General features: G+C 67.7%; 19 protein-coding genes. 17 read left to right on the forward strand and 2 right to left on the reverse strand.

The genetic code is table 11. From position 1 onward, the window contains the following. The first annotated feature begins 4 nt into the window (after positions 1 to 4). Genes B5G43_RS02775 through B5G43_RS02825 form a run of 11 tightly spaced genes read left to right on the forward strand, consistent with a single transcriptional unit; the run spans position 5 to position 7,004 of the window. Positions 5 to 1,036: a phage tail sheath subtilisin-like domain-containing protein gene (locus tag B5G43_RS02775; protein ID WP_087258876.1), complete on the forward strand. Its 1,032-nt coding sequence runs from the start codon at positions 5 to 7 to the stop codon at positions 1,034 to 1,036. A 12-nt stretch (positions 1,037 to 1,048) separates the two neighbouring features. After that, on the forward strand, positions 1,049 to 1,438 hold the full coding sequence (locus tag B5G43_RS02780) for a hypothetical protein (protein ID WP_087258878.1): 390 nt from the start codon (positions 1,049 to 1,051) through the stop codon (positions 1,436 to 1,438). Further along, complete coding sequence (locus tag B5G43_RS17650) at positions 1,435 to 2,070, forward strand: zinc ribbon domain-containing protein (protein WP_242960430.1); 636 nt, start codon at positions 1,435 to 1,437, stop codon at positions 2,068 to 2,070. Before B5G43_RS02780 ends, B5G43_RS17650 begins: the two co-directional genes overlap by 4 nt. Next, complete coding sequence (locus tag B5G43_RS02790; protein WP_087258880.1) at positions 2,067 to 2,636, forward strand: hypothetical protein; 570 nt, start codon at positions 2,067 to 2,069, stop codon at positions 2,634 to 2,636. Before B5G43_RS17650 ends, B5G43_RS02790 begins: the two co-directional genes overlap by 4 nt. A gap of 6 nt (positions 2,637 to 2,642) precedes the next feature. After that, positions 2,643 to 3,233 carry a LysM peptidoglycan-binding domain-containing protein gene (locus tag B5G43_RS02795; RefSeq protein WP_242960431.1) on the forward strand — a complete coding sequence of 197 codons (591 nt, stop codon included), beginning with the start codon at positions 2,643 to 2,645 and terminating at the stop codon, positions 3,231 to 3,233. Next, positions 3,233 to 4,174: a hypothetical protein gene (locus B5G43_RS02800; protein ID WP_087258882.1), complete on the forward strand. Its 942-nt coding sequence runs from the start codon at positions 3,233 to 3,235 to the stop codon at positions 4,172 to 4,174. The genes B5G43_RS02795 and B5G43_RS02800 overlap by 1 nt, the downstream gene beginning before the upstream one ends. A gap of 17 nt (positions 4,175 to 4,191) precedes the next feature. Next, entirely contained in the window at positions 4,192 to 4,551 is a 360-nt protein-coding gene (locus B5G43_RS02805) for a hypothetical protein (RefSeq protein WP_087258884.1), read from the forward strand. 1 nt (position 4,552) lies between these two features. Next, on the forward strand, positions 4,553 to 4,897 hold the full coding sequence (locus B5G43_RS02810) for a hypothetical protein (RefSeq protein ID WP_087258887.1): 345 nt from the start codon (positions 4,553 to 4,555) through the stop codon (positions 4,895 to 4,897). 42 nt (positions 4,898 to 4,939) lie between these two features. Next, positions 4,940 to 5,974, forward strand: a complete 1,035-nt coding sequence (locus B5G43_RS02815) for a baseplate J/gp47 family protein (protein WP_087258889.1) — start codon at positions 4,940 to 4,942, stop codon at positions 5,972 to 5,974. After that, positions 5,971 to 6,546 carry a DUF2313 domain-containing protein gene (locus tag B5G43_RS02820; RefSeq protein ID WP_087258891.1) on the forward strand — a complete coding sequence of 192 codons (576 nt, stop codon included), beginning with the start codon at positions 5,971 to 5,973 and terminating at the stop codon, positions 6,544 to 6,546. Before B5G43_RS02815 ends, B5G43_RS02820 begins: the two co-directional genes overlap by 4 nt. Next, positions 6,543 to 7,004, forward strand: a complete 462-nt coding sequence (locus B5G43_RS02825) for a carbohydrate-binding protein (protein WP_143382823.1) — start codon at positions 6,543 to 6,545, stop codon at positions 7,002 to 7,004. The genes B5G43_RS02820 and B5G43_RS02825 overlap by 4 nt, the downstream gene beginning before the upstream one ends. A gap of 45 nt (positions 7,005 to 7,049) precedes the next feature. Here the strand turns inward: B5G43_RS02825 and B5G43_RS02830 are convergent, their stop codons facing one another. After that, positions 7,050 to 7,397: a LysR family transcriptional regulator gene (locus tag B5G43_RS02830; protein ID WP_087258895.1), complete on the reverse strand. Its 348-nt coding sequence runs from the start codon at positions 7,395 to 7,397 to the stop codon at positions 7,050 to 7,052. A 333-nt stretch (positions 7,398 to 7,730) separates the two neighbouring features. On the opposite strand from B5G43_RS02830, the gene B5G43_RS02835 reads away from it, so the two are divergent. The 6 genes from B5G43_RS02835 (at position 7,731) to B5G43_RS02860 (ending at position 15,343) form a co-directional block, all read left to right on the forward strand. Further along, on the forward strand, positions 7,731 to 8,588 hold the full coding sequence (locus B5G43_RS02835) for an FAD binding domain-containing protein (protein WP_087258897.1): 858 nt from the start codon (positions 7,731 to 7,733) through the stop codon (positions 8,586 to 8,588). A gap of 17 nt (positions 8,589 to 8,605) precedes the next feature. Beyond that, positions 8,606 to 9,079 carry a (2Fe-2S)-binding protein gene (locus B5G43_RS02840; RefSeq protein ID WP_087258899.1) on the forward strand — a complete coding sequence of 158 codons (474 nt, stop codon included), beginning with the start codon at positions 8,606 to 8,608 and terminating at the stop codon, positions 9,077 to 9,079. 7 nt (positions 9,080 to 9,086) lie between these two features. Continuing rightward, on the forward strand, positions 9,087 to 11,372 hold the full coding sequence (locus tag B5G43_RS02845) for a molybdopterin cofactor-binding domain-containing protein (RefSeq protein WP_087258901.1): 2,286 nt from the start codon (positions 9,087 to 9,089) through the stop codon (positions 11,370 to 11,372). Positions 11,373 to 11,518: 146 nt separating this feature from the next. After that, positions 11,519 to 11,992, forward strand: a complete 474-nt coding sequence (locus B5G43_RS02850; protein WP_087258903.1) for a MarR family transcriptional regulator — start codon at positions 11,519 to 11,521, stop codon at positions 11,990 to 11,992. Further along, positions 11,989 to 13,707 (forward strand): ABC transporter ATP-binding protein, encoded by a 1,719-nt coding sequence (locus B5G43_RS02855; protein WP_087258905.1) that lies wholly within the window; start codon positions 11,989 to 11,991, stop codon positions 13,705 to 13,707. The genes B5G43_RS02850 and B5G43_RS02855 overlap by 4 nt, the downstream gene beginning before the upstream one ends. Beyond that, positions 13,694 to 15,343, forward strand: coding sequence for an ABC transporter ATP-binding protein (locus B5G43_RS02860; RefSeq protein WP_087258907.1), 1,650 nt, complete (start codon positions 13,694 to 13,696; stop codon positions 15,341 to 15,343). The genes B5G43_RS02855 and B5G43_RS02860 overlap by 14 nt, the downstream gene beginning before the upstream one ends. Before the next feature lie 51 nt (positions 15,344 to 15,394). Here B5G43_RS02860 and B5G43_RS02865 read toward each other — a convergent pair whose 3' ends face one another. Next, complete coding sequence (locus B5G43_RS02865) at positions 15,395 to 18,586, reverse strand: UvrD-helicase domain-containing protein (protein ID WP_087258909.1); 3,192 nt, start codon at positions 18,584 to 18,586, stop codon at positions 15,395 to 15,397. Between the last annotated feature and the right edge of the window lie 37 nt (positions 18,587 to 18,623).

The following is an 18,623-nucleotide window of genomic DNA, read 5'->3' on the forward strand; positions in this document are numbered from 1 at the left end:
TGAAATGACAGTCCATGAGCGTCCGGGGGTTTACTCCTCCTACGACGCGTCGGCGGTGGTCAGCGGCAGCGGCGGCAGCGCCACCGTGGGCCTGGCGGCAATTTCCACCGGGGGCGAGGAAAACACCCTCTACAAGTGGAGCCGCTATGAGGAGGCCGCCCAGGTCTTTGGGGAGAGCGATCCCCTCACCGCGCTGGTCCGCCTCCTGTTCCGCAACGGCGCCGGGGCGGTGTACGCCGTACCGGTGCGGAATCAGGAGGGCTACGAGGCGGCCTTCGCCCTGCTGGCGGCGGAGGAGGGCATCTCCATCGTCACCTGCGACAGCACTGAGGCCAGCGTCCACCAGGCCCTGCGGGAGAGCGTCAACGAGGCCTCCCAGGCCCGGCGGGAGCGAATCGCCGTGGTGGAGGGGGCCTCCGGCGAGAATGCCCAGGCGCTGGCCGAGCGGGCCCAGGCCCTCAACGCCGAGCGCATGGTGCTGGTGGGCCCCACCGCGGTGGGCGAGCAGAGCGGCCTGCTGGCCGCCGCGGTGGCCGGAGCCATCGCGAAGGAGAGCGACCCCGCCGTACCTCTGGGGGGCGCTACCCTCAGCGGCCTGAGCGGTTTGAGCCAGAAGTACGGCGACAGCGAGATCGATGTGCTGGTGAAGGGCGGCGTCACCCCCGTGGAAGAGGTGGGTGGCGTGGTTTCTGTCGTACGGGGCATCACCACACGCACCAAGACCGGCGAGGCCGGGGATACCACCTGGCGGGAGCTGACCACCATCCGCATCGTGGATGACGTGATTCCCACGGTGCGCAATGCCCTGCGCAGCCGCTTCCGCCGCGCCAAGAACACCGAGCAGAGCCGGGGGGCCATCCGCTCCCAGGTGGTGCTGGAGCTGGAGAACAAGCTCAGCCGGGAGATCATCACCGGCTACGGCGAGGTCACCGCCCAGGCGGATGCGGAAAATCCCACCGTGTGCGTGGTGGAGTTCTCCTTCACCGTGGCCCACGGCCTCAACCAGATCTGGCTCAGCGCCCACATCACCGTATAAGGAGGAAATGCCATGGAAGTGACGGGTTTTCCCACCAGCAGTGACATCTATCTGGAGGTGGACGGCACCAAGGTGGCGGTGGTGCAGAGCTACGCCGCCAAGAGCACCCGTACCAGCCAGACCGTGGAGGCCTTCGGCGAGGATGAGCCGGTGGCCACCATCCCCGGCCAGCGGACCCACGTCATCGAGCTGACCCGGCTTTACGCCACCGACGAGGCCATCCGGGACGGCATCGATTTCCACAGCCTGAGTGATTTCAGCCTGGTCATCTGTAAGCCTGACCGGAAGATCATCTACTCCGGCTGCCAGTGGAGTTCCATCAGCGAGACCGGCGCGCTGGGCGCTATGGTGGTGGAGAAGATCACCATTGTGGCCTCCAAGCGTATCGAGACAGCGGCGTGAGCGGGAAACTGGACGCCCTGAGGGCCGGGGCGGAGAAGCTGGACCTGGGGGAGGGGAGGTTTTTACGCCTCCTCTCCGCCCGGGAGATTTTAGAGGCCCGAAGAGAGGGGCGGCTCCTGGCCAAGGACGGGGCGGAACAGGCCCTGTGCGGCAACGCCGCCCTGCTGGCCCGGGCCCTGGTGGATGAAAAGGGGCCGCTTTATGAGAGCGGCGGCGCGGTGCTGAACGCCCTCACCGCCCGGGAGATCGGGGCCCTGGCCAAGCGCTGGGCCGCCTTCGACCGGGCGGAAAACCCCGTCCCCGCCACCCAAAGCGAGGGCGAGGCGTGGTTGGAGGAATTCAAACAGGACAGCGACGAGCGGCTGCGGTGGAAGGTGCTGAAGACCTTCAGGGCCCTCCCCACGGAGGAGCGGGCGAGGGAGATGAAGGAGCGGGATTACCTCTGGTGCGCCCTCCACCTGCTGCTGGACCGGGAAGAGGAGGTCGCCCGCCTGTGTCCCACCTGCCGCGCCCAGGCCCTGGAGGGCCGTTGCCCCGTGTGCGGAGCCCCCGCCCACAGCGGCGAGGAGGGGCAGAACGCCTCCTTCGACCGGGAGCGCTATGAGGCCCTGTGCCGGGGGGAGCGGGTATGAGAGATTATCTGGAGGCCCTGCTGGAGGAACAGCAGGAGCCGGAGCGGGAAACGCCCACATTGCCGGAAGAGCCGGCGGCGGGTGGAAGTTACCGGAGGGACGGCGGAGAAGCGCCGGAGCGGAAGGAAGATACCTCTGCCGTCCAGCCGTTTGAGATAGAGAGGGAGCGGTCTGCCGCCCCGGATGGAGAGACGGCGCTGGAGGAACGGGCCGGGGCGGCGGAGTGGCTGCTGGAGACGGGCATGGGGCCCGCGGTGGTTTCCGGAGTGGAGACGATCCGGCGTGCGGCATCCGCAGCAGCGGAGCCGGCGGCGTCACACAGCGGCCGGGATGCCGGGGAAGCTGTGGCCGGGACGGAGCGTTGGAGCGGCACGGCGCTGTATGCGGACTTGGTTCGGCGTGAGGCGGCGGCTGCCTGGCCGGAGACAGCGGTCCAGCGCGCCCAGCCCATGCCCCTCAGCAAGCCGGGGAGCACGGCGGGGGGAGGAGCGATCACCCTGGCGGAGCTGGACCGGGCGGTCCAGCGGGACGCCCGGCGGTACGACAGCCCCTTCCCGCTCTACTGAGGAGGGATGTTTGTGAAACTGAGCCCCATGCGCTACAAGGACTTCATCTGGCCCCACAATCCCAGGACCTATGCCATCGAGTATGAGCGGGTCATAGCGGTGAACAAGGTGCCCTATGGGCGCTACCAGCTCCAGGACCTGGGGCCCACCCGGCGCATCCTGCGGGGGGAGGGGGAGTTCGTGGGCGAGGACGCCTACCGGACCTTTCAGGCCCTGGCCAGCGTGTTTTATCAGGAGGGGCCGGGGCTGCTGGTCCACCCGGTGTGGCAGTGCGCCAACGCCTACTTCGTGGAGCTCTCCCTGGCGCAGGAGCCCCGGGCCGACTATGTGCGCTATACCTTCGCCTTCTGGGAGAGCTATGACGACTATGTACAGAGCCTGGCCCCGGCGGTGGGGAGTTCCTCTAGGACGGTGAGCGGCGGCGGCACCACGGCGGGTAGCACCACCACAGAGCGGTGGCACACCGTGCAGCGGGGGGACACCCTCTGGGGCATCGCCAACACCTACGGCCTGAGCCTCAACGCCCTCATTGTCCTCAATCCCCAGATCAAGAACCCCAACCTCATCTATGTGGGGCAGAAAGTGCGGGTGGCGTGATGGAGTGCTGGGTGACCGATTATCAGGGTAAAAAATGGGACCTGCCGCCCCGGACGGCTTGGCGCTTCACCTATACGGCGGGGAGCCCCTGCGACTCCTTCCAGGTGGAGTGCCTGTGGGGCGAGGAGCGGGAGGACGGCTTGGCCGACCTGGTGTATTTCGGCGCGTCGGAGAAGGGGGAGCGGGTGTTCACCGGCCTGGTGGACGAGTGCGAGTGTACCTGGGATGAAAACGGCAGCCGCCTGACCATCAGTGGCCGGGGGATGGCCGCCCGGCTGCTGGACAACGAGGCCAAGGGAGCCGACTACCAGGTGGCCACCCTGGCCGACCTCCTGCGGGACCATGTGACCCCCTACGGCATTACCGCCGTGGGGGGTGAGGACCTGCCCCATGTGGCCGGGTTCTCGGTGGAGACCGGGAGCAGCGAGTGGACGGTGGTGGAAAACTTTGTGCGCTACTACGGTGGACGGGAGCCTCGATTCGACCGGCAGGGGCGGTTGATCCTCACCGGCTGGCAGAGCGGTGTGCAAAAAAAGCTGGGGAGCGACTGCCCGGTGACCTCCGCCGTGCTGCGGGACAAGCGATACGGGGTGTTGTCCCAGGTGCTGGTGCGCAATCCAAACGACCAGGGGGAGCAGACGGTTTCCAACACGGAATTCCGGAACCGGGGCGGTATGCGCCGCCAAGTGCTCACCATGCCCCGGAAAAGCGGTTACGAGGCCATGCGCTACCGGGCGGACTACCAGCTTCAGCGCTCCGCCGAGGAGCAGCGGCGGCTCATTCTGCGTTCGCCCCGGGCTTTCCTGGCCTTTCCGGGGGATGTGGTGGAGCTGGAGCTGGTCCGCCCCGGGCTGAACGGGCGCTGGCGGGTGTGGGAGAGCACCTGCGGCAGCGACGAGAAGGGAACTTACACTGAGCTGGAGCTGAGCCCGGTGGACTGAGAGAGGGGAGAGACTTTATGTGGCTTTCCGACCGGAGAAGGCCGGAGCGGGAGGGGGAGGAGCCCGTCCAGGTGGGGGTGGTGACTCTCCCAGGTGACCCGGCGGGCGTTTGGACCGGCAGCGAGCGGCGGGACGCGGTGGTGTTTGGCCCGGCGGGGTATACCTGGGTCCCGGCGCCCGGACAGGAGGTGCTGGTGCTCAAGACCGGCGAGGGCTACTGCGTGGCGGGAGCGAAAAGCAGCGGCGAGCCGGGAGAAATCACCATCAGGAGCGGCGGCGGGGCGTCGGTGGTCCTCCACGCCGACGGCTCCATCGATTTGGCTGGAACAGAGCTGCGCTTCAACGGCGCACTGCTGGCCGGTGGAGAGGAGGAATAGCATGGAGCTGAAGCTGCGGGACGGGGACTATGTCCCCGACGGACAGGGCGGTGTGGAGCGGGTGGAGGGCGCTCGGGAGCTGCTGGAGCGGGTGCTGTGGAAGCTCACCGTGCGGCGGGGGAGCTTTCCGCTCCTGCCGGAGCTGGGCAGTCGCCTCTATCTCCTCCCCCGGGCCAAGCCCGGCGAGCGCTCCGCCCTGGCCGCCCAGTATGCCGCCGAAGCCCTGGCCGATGAGGCGGGTCTGGTGCTGAACACGGTCACTCTCACGGAGAGCGGAGGGACCAGCACCCTGCGCCTGGAGCTGGAGTGGCGGGGGGAGTCCTTCACGGTGGAGACCGTGCTGTAAGGAGGGAGTACCATCAAAACGATCCAAGAACTGTATGAAGAGATGCTGGAGACCTTCCAGACCGAGACGGGCAGTGCGCCCAGCGGCACCAGCGACCTGGCGGTGCGGCTGTATGCCGTGGCTGCCCAGGTCCATGCCCTGTACATCCAGGGGGAGTGGGTGGCCCGGCAGTGTTTTCCCCAGACCGCAGAGGGGGAGTATCTGGACCTCCATGCCGCCCTGCGGGGTGTAGAGCGGCGCTCGGCGGCCCGGGCCCAGGGAGTGATCGCCTTTGAAGTGAGCGGGACGGCCCAGACCTCCCTCACCATCCCAGCGGGCACCGTGTGCCTGACGGCGGGGCTGGTGCGGTTCGAGACCCTGGAGGGGGGTACCATCCAGATCGGGGAGACCCAGGTTCTCATCCCTGCACAGGCGGTGGAGCCGGGGGAGGCGGGCAATGTGGCCGCCGGGACCATCCGCTCCATGTCGGTGGCCCCGGTGGGAGTGAGCATCTGTCACAACCCCCAGGCTTTTACCGGCGGCAGCGATGAGGAGGACGATGAAAGTCTCCGGGCCCGGGTGCTGGAGACCTACCGGCGGCTCCCCAACGGCGCCAACGCCGCTTACTACCAACAGGAGGTCATGTCCTTCGAGGAGGTGGCAGCCGCTTCGGTCCTCTCCCGGGCCCGGGGCGTGGGGACGGTGGACGTGGTGGTGTCCACCGCTCAGGGCCTGCCCGGCGAGGAACTGTTGGAGGAGCTGCGGGCCCACTTTGAGGCCCGGCGGGAGATCGCGGTGGACGTGCAGGTCCGCGCGCCCGAGGCCCGGGAGGTGGAGGTGAATGTAGCGGTCTCTCCGGCGGAGGGGTACACCGCCGAGGAGGCCAAAGCTGCCGCCCGGACCGCGGTGGAGAGCTGGTTCGACGGCACCCGGCTGGGGCAGAGCATGCTGCGGGCTGAGCTGAGCAGCCGGATCTTTGCCGCCGGTGCGGTGGCCAACTGTGTGTTGACGGCTCCGGCGGAGGATATGGTCCTCGCCGCCGATGAGCTGCCCCGGCTGGGTGAGGTGACGGTGACCGACTTGGAGGTGGGCGCGTGAGCTACGGCGAATACCTGAAGGCGCTTTTGGAGCCCATGGGGGTCTACCGCCTGGAGGGCACCCTCAACGGCGGCGAGCTGGACAGCATTGGCGCCGCCCTGGACGGGGTGGACGGGGATCTGGAGCACACCCAGCGAGAGATGATCCTCCTCACCGCCGAAGGCGAGGGACTGGAGGCGGTGGAGGCTCTTTTAACTCGCCGCCCAGTGGCAGCCAGTCTGGAGGACCGGCGGGCCGCCCTGGCCGCCCTGCTGCGCATCGGCGGGGACAGCTTTACCCTGGCGGCCATCAACGACACCCTGCGGGGCTGCGGGGTGTATGCCCTGGCCAGCGAGACCGGCACACCGGGCTATGTGGAGGTGTCCTTCCCCAATGTGCCCGGCATCCCCGACGGCTTTGAGGAGCTGTGCAAGATCATCGAGGACATCCTGCCCGCCCATGTGGGCATCCAGTACGTCTATTGGTATGTGACCTGGGAGGAGCTGGAGCGGCGCTTTGCCACCTGGGGCGATTTGGAGGCCCTGGGGCTGACCTGGGGTGAGATCGAAAAGCTGGTGAAGGAGGAGCTATGAGAGCAGAAGTGAAGAGAAGAGGTTTCATCGTCTATGAACTGGACGAGAACGACCGGATGTGGCAGGCGGTGGAGCAGCTGGCGCGCATGAGCGCCCAGACTCTGACGGATGAGCAGGCCATTCAGGTGGGAGCTCTGTTCCCGCGCTGGGCGGTGGGGGTGGAGTACCAGGCGGGGGAGCGCATCGCGGACGAGATGGGCAACCTCTACAAGGTGGTACAGGGGCACACCAGCCAGGCCGACTGGCCGCTGGACAGCACCCCCGCCCTCTATACCCCGCTGGGGGTGACGGAAGAGGACCCCGACGCCACCCCGGAGTGGAAGCAACCCACCGGCGCCCACGATGCCTACAACAAGGGAGACAAGGTGCTCTACCAGGGCAAGACCTACATTTCCCTCATCGACGGCAATACCTATTCCCCGGATACTCCTGGCGACTTCTGGGAGGAAGTGGCCTGATAATAAGCCCCCGGCTCTGCGACGCAGAGCCGGGGGCGTTTTGCGTTATTCCGCCGGACAATCCGGGAAGTGCTGGGAGAAGGCGTCCCGGGAGGCGTCTTTGGCCGCCTGCTCACAGGCGCGGAAGCGGCGCAGGACCTCGTACGCCTGGGGGGTGAGGGCGCTGCTGCCGCCGCTGACCCCGCCGGAGGCACTGTGGAGGAGGGCAAAGCCGAATTCCTGTTCTGCGGTGCGGACCATGCGCAGGGCCTTGGAGTAGGAGAGGTGCATCTCCCCCGCGGCCCGCACCAGGGAGCCACAGGCGGCCACCCGGTCCAGCAGCTCCGCCGGCCCCGGTCCGAAGAAACGGTTCCCTTTATCGTTTAAAAAATAAACCCGACAGGATTCTTTCATAAGGCAACGACCAACCTTCTTTTGACAAAATACCAAATCTCAAGGCTATTATATCGTTATACTTTGAAAAATACAACGTATAAAATAGAGAGGGGCGAGAAGAAAAAATCTGCATCCCCGAAAATCATCCAAAGACTCTACTGTCTTTCCAAGCTGGAATATCCGCCAAACAGAGACAGATGGAGTAGAATTGGAGACAAAACGAAAGGCTGACAAAGTGCCGAAGCGGCCTTGGAGGGGTGTTTGACAGAATTATATAAGTGTGATTAAATAAATGCACAGTTCAATATAGAAAACGCTTCGTTCTATTTTTGATCGAAAAGAGGGATCTGCATGCAATATATCAACGCATCCTCGGCCCGGGAGGCGCTCGCCGCGCTGCTGGAGGCGGACGGCAGCGGTGTCATCGTGGCCGGCGCCACCGACCTGATGGTGGACTACAAGGCCGGTAAGGTGAAGAGCACCGTCTGGATCGACGTGACCCGCGCGGCTGACCTGGTGGGCATCACCGAGGAGGACGGCAAGCTGGTCATCGGCGCGGCCACTACCCTGACCACCATCGCCCGCTCGCCGCTGGTGAAGAAGTACTTCCCGTCCCTGGCTCAGGGCTGCGGCACCGTGGGCTCCCTTCAGATCCGCAACTCCGCCACCCTGGTGGGCAACGTGGTCAGCGCCCAGCCCGCCGGTGACGGCGCCATGTCCCTGGCTCCCCTGGACCCCACTTTTACCGTGCTGTCCGCCGACGGCGAGCGGCAGCTCTCCATGGGGGAGATGTACGCCGGCTTTGCCCGCAGCACCATCGACCACAGCCGGGAGCTGGTGACCAAGATCTCCATCCCCCTGCCCAAGCCCGGCGAGGCGGCCGCCTTTGTCCGGCTGGAGCTGCGCAAGTCCCTGTCCCTGCCCATGCTCAACTGCGCCGCCATGGTCCATGTGGAGGGCGGCAAGGTGACCTGGGCCCGGATCACCATGGCCCCTGTGGGCGTGGGTCCCGTCCGGGCCACTGCGGCGGAGGAGTACCTGGCCGGTCAGGAGCTGACCGACGAGGTCCTGGCCCGGGCCGGTGAGCTGGCCCTGGAGAACGCCAACCCCCGCAGCAACCCCCTGCGCGGCAGCCGGGAGTACCGTCTGGAGACCCTGCCGGTGATTGTCCGCCGGGCTCTGGAAGCGTGCCGGGCGCAGCTGAATTGAGAAAGGTGGAATGGAACATGGCAGAGCTGCATACGACCATCAACGGCGAGTACGTCGTCGCCGAGGTAGACCCCGACCAGTCCCTGGCCCAGTTTTTGCGGGAGAAGATGTATCTCACCGGCACCAAGATCGGCTGCGGCAAGGGTGAGTGCGGTGCTTGCACCATCATCATGGATGGCAAGGCGGTGACCTCCTGCATCATCCCGGTCCTGCGGGCCGAGGGCGCGGTCATTCAGACCATCGAGGGCGTGGCCCGGGGCGAGAAGCTCCACCCCCTTCAGGAGGAATTTGTGAATCAGGGCGCGGTGCAGTGCGGATTCTGTACCCCCGGCATGATCATGTCGGCCAAGGCCCTGCTGGACGAGAACCCGGAGCCTGAGAAGGAGGAGATCCGGGAGGCCCTGGGCGGCAATATCTGCCGCTGCACCGGCTATGTGAACATCGAGCGGGCCGTGGAAGCGGCGGCGGACCGGATGCGGAAAGGAGAGTGAGCGGCCCATGAAATACGTCGGACAAAACATTCCCCGCAACGACGGATTTGACAAGGTGACCGGCCGTGGTCAGTTCACCTTTGACGTACATCTGCCCCGCATGGTCTATGGCAAGGTGCTGCGCAGCCCCTACGCCCACGCCAAGGTGCTGAGCATCGACACCTCCGAGGCCGAGGCCATGCCCGGCGTGCGTGCGGTGTGTACCTTCGCCAACACCACCCAGAAGGTCTGGAACGGCGCGGCCCCCATGTTCATCACCCCGCTGCCCCACAAGCCGGTGCTGGATCAGACCATTTTTACCGACGAGCCCAAGTACATCGGTGACGAGGTGGCCGCTGTGGCTGCTGACACCGAGGCCATCGCCGAGGAGGCGGCGAAGCGCATCAAGGTGGAGTGGCAGGAGTTGCCCGCCGTCTACGAGCCTCTGGAGGCCATCAAGCCCGAGTCCCCCGATGTACAGCCCAAGTACGCCAATCCCGAGTTCCACAACATCTGCGGCGGTCCCGTGATTCTGGAGTTCGGCGGCGATCCCACCGCCGCCTTTGACCAGTGCGACGCGGTGGTGGAGTACGACGTCACCCTGCCCCGGGTCAAGCAGGCCCAGATGGAGCCCCACGGCGCCGTGGCCACCTACAACCCCGACGGCCATCTGGAGGTCATCTGCACCACCCAGGCCCCTTATCCCACCAAAATGATCCTGGCCGAGGCCCTGGACATCCCGGTGAGCAAGGTCACGGTGAAGAATCCCCCCTATGTGGGCGGCGGCTTCGGCGTGCGCATCGGCCTGTCCGGCAAGGCGGAGATCCTGGCGGCGGCCCTCTCCATGAAGTGCCACCGTCCCGTAAAGCTCATCTACACCCGGGAAGAGGACTTCACCTGCTCCGACTCCCGCCACGGCGGCTATCTGAAGTGCAAGCTGGGCGCCAAGGCTGACGGCACCTTCGTGGCCATCGACACCCAGGCCTGGCTGAACACCGGCGCTTACGCCACTTTCGGCACCGACCTGGTGGGCGTGTGCGGCGCCTGCGGCACCGCCGGCGCCTACGCCATCCCCAACTTCCGCTACACCGGCTGGCCGGTCTACACCAACCAGATGACCGCCGGCGCCATGCGCGGTTTCGGCACTCCCCAGGGCAACGCCGTGGTGGAGCCCGCCATCGAGCTCATGGCCCAGAAGCTGGGCATGGACTCCATCGAGCTGCGCAAGAAGAACTCCACCCGGGAGGACACCAAGAACTGGTTCCCCTTCCCGCCCGGCTCCTGCGGCACCAACGAGTGTCTGGACCGCGCCGCCGCCTCCATCGGCTGGGAGGAGAAGCACGGCAAGGCCGAGGAGCAGACCGGCCGCATCCGCCGGGGCGTGGGCATCTCCGCCGGTACCCATGTCAGCAACGCTGCCCCCTTCTGCGTGGACTATGACACCATCCTCATCCGCATCGAGCGTGACGGCACCCTCTTCGTGAACTCCTCCATCCCCGAGATCGGCCCCGGCTCCACCACCGCCTGCCTCCAGGTGGCTGCCGACCTCATCGGTGTGCCCTATAAGAATGCCGTCATGAAGTTCGGCGACACCGACGCCGCCCCCTTCGACATCGGCAGCCACGCCACCCGTACCCTCTACACCGTCAGCTACGTCATGGCCGACGCGGCCAAGAAGCTGCGTAAGGACATCTTCGACTGGGTGGGCGGCAAGCTGGATCTGGACCCCGCCAAGCTGGAGCTGGAGGACGGCGTCCTCTCCTGTGAGGGCAAGCCTCTGGGCAATCTGGCCGACTTCGCCTCCCAGGCCCACCTGGAGGGCAAGCAGTTCATGGCCTCCTCCTGCCAGGTGCCCCCCAACTGTCTGCCCTTCTATGCCCAGGCCGCCGAGGTGGAGGTGGACGTGGAGACCGGCATGGTCAAGGTCCTGAAAGTCGCCGCCGCCCACGATGTGGGCAAGGCGGTCAACCCGCCCCTGTGCCGCGGCCAGATCGAGGGCGGTGTGCTCCAGGGCGTGGGCTACGCCGTGCGGGAAGAGATGACCTATGTGGAGGGCAAGGGCTTCTACAACAAGGGCTTCCACTCCTACATGTTGCCCACCGCCGACGACCGCCCGGAGATCGAGTCCATCCTGGTGGAGAACCCCGACCCCTCCGGCGTGTTCGGCATCATCGGCATCGGCGAGTGCGGCGTGAACCCCACCCTGGCCGCCATCGGCAACGCCGTGGAGGACGCCACCGGTGTCCGCTTCCACGAGTTCCCCCTCACCCCTGCGCGGGTGCTGGCCGGCCTGAAGGCCGCCGGAAAAATCTGATTTTATTCCATATCCATAACCCCCTTGGGCGTGCCGTGACAGACCACACGGCGCGCCCGCCTTTTTTTGCCCGGTTGACAGGGAAAGATAGATGTAGTATCATCCAATTTAGTTGAACCTACATCTTTCGAAACGAGGCGGGGAATATGGACGAGACAAAGCGCCAGATCACCAAGATCGCCCGGGAGGCGGCCAAGCTGACCGTGCGCACCATGCGGGAGAGCGGCATCGGCACGGGGGAGTTTGACCTCATCCATCTGGTGCGCCACCAGCCGGGGATCTCCCAGAAGGAGATCAGCCGCCAGCTGAACATGGACAAGGGTGCGGTGGCCCGGCGCACCGCCCGCCTGGAGGAGAAGGGCTACCTCACCCGGACGCCCGACCCGGAGGACGGCCGCAGCCAGCGGCTCTACGCCACACCCAAGGCCGACGCCCTCAAGCACTCCAAGGCGGCGGTGGAGAGCGCCTTCTACCAGTGGCTGCTGGAGGCGGAGCTGCCGGAGGAGGACCGGGCGGCCTTCCTGCGGGTGCTGCACACCCTGTACCTCCGCTCCAAGGCGGAGAGCCGCAGCGGATTTCCCCACGTGACCGCCCGGCTGGGCGGGGAGGGGGAGCCGTGAGCGGGGACCCGGGCCGCCTGAGCACCTACCTGCGCCGGGAGGCGTGGACCCTGGCGGCGGTGACGGTCACCGGCATCCTCTACAACGTGGGGCTGGCGGCGGGCCCCTGGTTCGAGGGGCGGCTGGCCCAGACGCTCTGCGATATCCTGACCGGCCAGAAAGAGCGGGGGGCCATGCTCCCCCTGGCCCTGTGGTACGTGGTGGTGCTGGGGGCGGTGCAGGGGGTACGCTTCCTCAAGCGCTGGTATGTCCGGCGCTTTGCCAACCACATCAACCGGGACATGAAGGCCGCCCTCTACCGGGACCTGGTCCGCCGCTCTCCCCGGAAGCTGGAGGAGGAGAGCGTGGGGGCCCTGATGACCAAGGCTTTGTCCGATGTGGACGTGTGTACCGAGGGCATCCGCAAGTTCACCACTGAGGTCTTTGACACCGGCGTGGTGATGCTCTCCTATCTGGCCCTGCTGCTGGCCCTGGACCCCCGGCTCACCCTGCTGTGCTGCCTCTTTCCGCCCGTCGCCGGTCTGGCGGCGGGCCGTTTGCGCCGGCAGGTGGCCCGGGCGGCGGCGGAGAGCAAGGAGAGCGCCGGGCGGCTGAGCCAGGCCACCCTGGACCGGACCTCCAACGCCATGCTCTACCGGGTGTACGGCCTGGAGGGGGCGCGTGACCGGGCCTATGAGGAGGCCCTTACCGACTATGAGCGCCGGGCGGTGCGCTCCGGCGTGTGGGAGAACGCCATGCAGCCCCTCTACCAGAGCATCTCCATGCTGGGGGTGGTCTTTCTGCTGTGGTTCGGCGGGAAAAACGTGCTGGGTACCGGCTGGCAGAGCTGGGACATCGCGGCCTTCACCACCTTCCTGTCCTGCTTCACCCGCCTGGCCGCCAAGGCCGCCAAGGCGGCCAAGCTCTTCAACTCCGTGCAGAAAGCCCAGGTGTCCTGGGCGCGCATCCACCCCTTCCTCCGGCCAGTGGAGGAGCAGACGGAGGAGGTCCCCGGACCGGGGGTGCTGGAGGTGGAAAACCTGACCTTCCGCTATCCCGGCGGAGAGCCAGTGTTTGCCCAGGTGACCTTTACCGCCCGACCGGGAGAGATCGTGGGCGTCACCGGGCCGGTGGCCTGCGGCAAGTCCACCCTGGGGCGGCTCTTCCTGGGGGACGAGCCCTATGAGGGGCACATCCGCCTGGGCGGAGCGGAACTGTCCCGGCTTCCGCCGGGGACAGCGGTGTACCTGGGTCACCGGCCGGAGCTGCTGTGCGCCACCGTGGGGGAGAATATCCTCCTGGGAGACCCGGGGGACCCCATGGAGTGGCTGCGGGCGGTGTGCATGGATCGGGAGGTGGCGGCATTCCCCCAGGGTGTGGACACTCCGGTGGGCAGCGACGGGGCGGGGCTCTCCGGCGGACAGCAGGCCCGCCTGGCCCTGGCCCGGACCCTGTGCCACCAGCGGCCCATCCTGGTGCTGGATGACCCCTTTGCCGCGGTGGACCAGCAGACCGAGGAGGCCATCCTGGCCAACCTGCGGGCCTTAGCCGGGGACTGTGTGGTGCTGCTCCTCTCCCACCGCCTGCGGTGCTTTCCCCAGCTGGACCAGGTGCTGTGGATGGAGGAGGGCGCGGTGCGCACCTCCACCCACGCCCATCTGATGGAGGACTGCCCCGCATATGCCCGGCTCTACCGGGCCCAGACCGGAGAGGAGGCGCGCCATGAGGCGGAATGACCCGGTGCTCCGGGCCGCGGCGGATACGCTGCGGGCCCGGCCCCTGCTGAGCGGGGGATTGATTTGCGCCATCGCAGGGGCTGTGGTACTGGGGCTGCTGCCGCCCCTGGTGCTGGAGGGCCTGGTGAACGACTTGGCCGCCGGCTCCCCGGCGGGGCGGGGGCGTGTGGCGCTCTATGTGGCCCTGTTGGTGCTGGCGGGGGCGTGTGAGGCGGCCAAGGAGAGCCTCATCATCGCCTTCGGCCAGCAGGTGACCCACCGCCTGCGCAGCGCCATGTGCGCCAAGCTCAGCCGCCTGGAGGCCTCCTACTTCGACCGGAACGAGCCTGGCTTTCTCACCGCCCGACTGGTGGGGGATGTGGACACGGTGGAGGTGCTCTTCACCGGGGGCGTGGTGGGGCTCATCGCCGACGCGTGCAGCCTGGTGGGCATCCTGGCGGTGGTCTTTACCCGCAGTGTGGGGCTGGGGGTGCTGCTGGTGGTGTGCGCGCCGCTCCTCTTTGCCCTCACCCGGCGGGTGCAGCGGCGGACCTTGCAGGCCCAGCTCCGCCACCGTCAGGCGGTGGCCCGGGCCAACCAGCACATCCCCGACACCCTTCAGAACATCCGCACCATCCGGGCTCTGGGCAAGGAGACATACATGGAAAACCGATACGGCGTCTTTCTGGAGGAGAGCTGCCGGGCGGTGGAGGAGACCAACTTCTGCGACGCCGTGTACTCCCCCATCGTGGTGACGGTGAGCACCTGGCTGGTGGCGGTGATGATGGTCCTCTCCGCCCGGGGCGGGGCGTTCCAGAGCCTGTTCGGCATGTCAGTGGGCACCGCCGTGGCGGTCATCGCGTATGTGGGCAAGGTCTTTGAACCGTTGGAGAGCATCGGCATGGAGATCCAGAACATCCAGGCCGCGGCGGCGGGTATCCGGCGCATCCGGGATTTTTTGGGCGAGGGGGAGCGGACCGAGCTCCCGGCCGTGCAGGAGGTACCCGGCGCCCCTGCGGCCGAGCTGCGGGGGGTGGACTTCGGCTACGAGCCGGACCGGCCGGTGCTGAAGGGGGCCTCCCTCGCCGTGCAAACGGGGGAGACCGTCACCCTGGCCGGGCGCACCGGCGCGGGCAAGAGCACGGTGATGAAGCTCCTCCTGGGTCTCTACGCCCCCCGGCGGGGCCGGGCGCTCCTCAATGGCCGGGACGCCCGGGCGGTGCCCGAGGGGGAGAAGCGGGCCCTGTGGGGCTATGTGGAGCAGAGCTTCCGCCCGGTGCCGGGGACGGTGCTGGACCAGGTGACCCTGGGGGACGAGCGGATCTCGCCCCAGGCCGCCCGTCAGGCCCTGGAGCTGGTGGGTCTCCGGGACACGGTGGACGCCCTGGAGCAGGGCGCGGACACCCCCTTCCGCCCCGGCCTCTTCTCCCAGGGGCAGCTCCAGCTGCTGTCCATCGCCCGGGCGGTGGCGGCCCAGCCCCGGCTGCTGCTGCTGGACGAGATCACCGCCCACCTGGACGCCGCCACCGAGGAGACGGTGCTCCACGCCCTGCGCTGCGCGGGGAAGGGGCGGACGGTGCTCTCCATCTCCCACCGGCTCTACCGGCCGGGGGAGGGCCGTCTGGTCCAGCTGGACCATGGCTGCCCCGAGACCTGACAAAACGCCCCCGGATGGGAGATCTACTCCCATCCGGGGGCGTTTTCTGCCTTAAAAGAGGCTGAGCTGGGCGCTCCGGCCGCGGCTCTGTCCAGCCTGCTCCACTTCCGCCGTCAGGGCGGCGGGGAGGTGGTCCAGGAAGGGGGAGGGCTCTCCCGGCGCGATGAGGATGAGCTCCTCCTTGGCCCGGGTCATGCCCACATAGAGGAGCCGCCGCTCCTCCGCCGGGTCGGCACTGTGGCGGGCGCTGTCCAGCGGGACCACGCCCTCCTTCACACCGCAGAGGAATACGGTGGAAAACTCCAGGCCCTTGGCGGCGTGGAAGGTCATCAAACTGACCGCCCCGGCCTCGTAGGCGGGGACGCCGGACTGCCGCCACAGGTCCCCCTCGCCGCCCAGGGTGAGGCCCTGGAGCAGCTCCGGCATGGTGCGATAAAAGACCGCCGTGTCCCGCAGGGCCTCCAGAGGCTGGGAGGCGGTGCAGCCCACCTCGGTGCCCCAGCGCTCCAGCAGCTTCCACGGCCGCTCGAACCCGGCCTGCTGGGCGAAGAAGGCGGTCAGGTCCACCCACGGACGGAGGACGCCCACCTGGTCATAGGCCCGTTCGATCTCCTTCACCCGCTGGGCGGCGTCGCCAGGGGTGCTGCGCCAGGTGTCTCCCACCGCCCGGGCCAGGTCCGCCGGGCAGTGCCACACCAGCCGGAGGGCGCCCTCCAGAGCCAGGGTGTCCTCCGGCTCCAGCAGCAGGCGGAAGAAGCACAGGGCGCCCCGGACCATGTCGTCCTGGAGAAAGCTGTCCCGCCCGGCCACCACGCAGGGGATGCCGGACCGGCGCAGGGCCTGCTCCAGGGGGAGAAGCTGCCGCCGGGTGCGGCAGCACACCGCGATGTCGGAAAAGGCCCGGAGCTTCCGGTCCTCGCCCAGGGCCTGGGCGGAGAGCATGTCGGTGCCGCCCACCAGCCGGGCGATCTCCTTGGCCACAAAGGAGGCCTCCTCCCGCTCCTGAGTGGCCCGCACCAGGCGCACCCGGGGACCATTGGGGCGCTGGGCTTTCAGCAGCCGGGGGGCGCTGCCGTCCCCCTCCACCACCGACAGGGCGCAGCCCAGCACCTGGGGGGTGGAGCGGTAGTTGCGCTGGAGGGTGATGGTGCGCACGCCGGGGAAATCCTCGGCCAGATGGGAAAAACAGGCCGGGTCGGCCCCCCGAAAGGCGTAGATGGACTGATCCGGGTCGCCGATGACAAAGAGGGAGTGCCCCAGCCGGTTCCACGCCCGCACCAGGCGGTACTGGAGGGGGCTGCAATCCTGGAACTCATCCACCAGCACATGGCGGAATTTCCGGGCGTCGGTGCGGCTTTTGCCCTCCCAGGCCGCCAGCGTGCGGACGATGAGGTCGTCGTAGTCCATGAGCCCACGCTCCTGGAGCCGACGGTCGTAGAAGGCACAGGCCCCCTCCAGCTCCTCCGGGACCTCGCCAAAGCCGGTCTTGCGGGCGGAGACCGCCGACAAAAGCCGTCCGGCGGGCTCCTTCAGCCCCAGGGCCCGCAGCACCTGCCCGGCCAGCTCCTGGGCCTCGTAGTCGCCCAGCAGCCGGGGGCAGTCCGGCTCCTTTTGCAGCAGCTCCAGACAGATGGCGTGGAAGGTGCCGATGGTCATGCCCCGCAGGGCCCGTTTGTCCCCCAACGCCTGTTCCAGCCGCTCCCGCAGCTCCCCGGCGGCCTTGTGGGTGAAGGTCACCGCCGCGATCTCCGACGGGCGCTCTCCCTGTTCCAGCAGGTGGAGGATGCGGGAGACTAAGGTCTTGGTCTTGCCCGCGCCGGGCCCGGCGATCACCGCCACCGCCCGGTCGGTGGCCTCCACGGCCTGGCGCTGGTACGGGTCCAGCTCCGGGGCGGAGGAGATGGCGGGCGTGTTTTCCTCCGGCTCCGCAGGGTGGGGAAGGGATTCGGCCCGGCGCTTCTGCTTGGGGGCGTCGCACTGGAAGAGGCTCACCTGGCCCTGAAAGGCCTCCCGCTCCTGGGGGGTGAGGAGGGTGCAGGCTCCGTACACGCCGTCGTAGCCCGGGTCCCAGAGGACCTTGCCCTTGCGCAGGCGGCGCAGGCCCTCAGCCACGCAGGGCCCGGCAGCCCGCTCCACGTCCTCCAGCGGGCACTCCCGCAGGATGCAGAACTCCGGGCCCAGGGTGTGGAGCAGCTCTTCATACCGACGCTGGTTCTGCTTGGTATCCGGCCCGCCGCCCAGGGTGGCGGACAGGAGCTCGGGGAGGGGCATCAGCCGCTCCCACTTGGGGGCCCGGGGGCGGACGTACCCCTCCGGGCGGTCGGCCAGCTGCTCCACCCGGTGGAGCACGCCGGTGGTGAGGCGCTTGCCGCACACCGGGCACTTGCCGCCCGCCGCCTCGGCCTCGGCGGGGGAGAGGCACTGGTGGCAGTTCCGGTGGCCGTCGTAGTGGTATTTGCCCTCTTCCGGGAAAAATTCCACCGTGCCCTTCAGCCCCCGGCCGGTGCGCAGGGCCTTCTCCAGGGCGATGTAGGACAGGGGAATGTCCAGCAGATCGGCCTCCCGGCCCAGCTTGGCGGGGGAGTGGGCGTCGGAGTGGGACACCAGGTGGAAGCGATCCAGGGCGGAGAGCCGCCAGTTCATGGGGGGATCAGAGGAGAGGCCGGTCTCCAGGGCGTAGATGTGGTCGGTCAGGTCCTCAAAGCACTCCTCAATGGTGTCGAAGCCCGAAAAGGCTCCGAACAGGGAGAAGTGGGGGGTCCAGATGTGGGCGGGGATGAAGATGGCGTTGGGAGCGGCCTCCAGGGTGATTTCCAGCAGGTCCCGGCTGTCCAGGCCCAGGATGGGCCGGCCGTCGGAGTGGATGTTGCCGATGGCCTCCAGCCGTCGGGAGAGGAGCTCGGCCGCCTCCAGCGAGGGCAGGAGGATGAGGTTGTGGACCTTGCGCACCTTGCCGTTCTTCTTGTAGATGGAGCTGATCTCTCCGGAGAGGACGAAGCGGGGAGCCTCCTCCACCGGCAGGGCCCCCGGCCGCACCCGGTCGGCCTTCAGGGTGTAGAGGCCGTCCTCGGCCTCCTCCAGGGCCTCGGTGAGCTCGGCCCGCCAGGCGGGGTGAGTGAAGTCTCCGGTGCCCACCAGATGGATGCCCTTCCGCCGGGCCCAGAAGTCCAGCGCGTCGGGGACACAGTCCGGGCTGGTGGCCCGGGAATATTTGGAGTGGATATGCAGATCGGCGATGCGCATGGCGTTCCCCCTCTTTCCGGCGTTTTTCCAGGTATTA

This window comes from Flavonifractor sp. An92, from assembly GCF_002159175.1.
In the GTDB taxonomy this organism is placed as follows: Bacteria; Bacillota; Clostridia; order Oscillospirales; family Oscillospiraceae; genus Pseudoflavonifractor_A.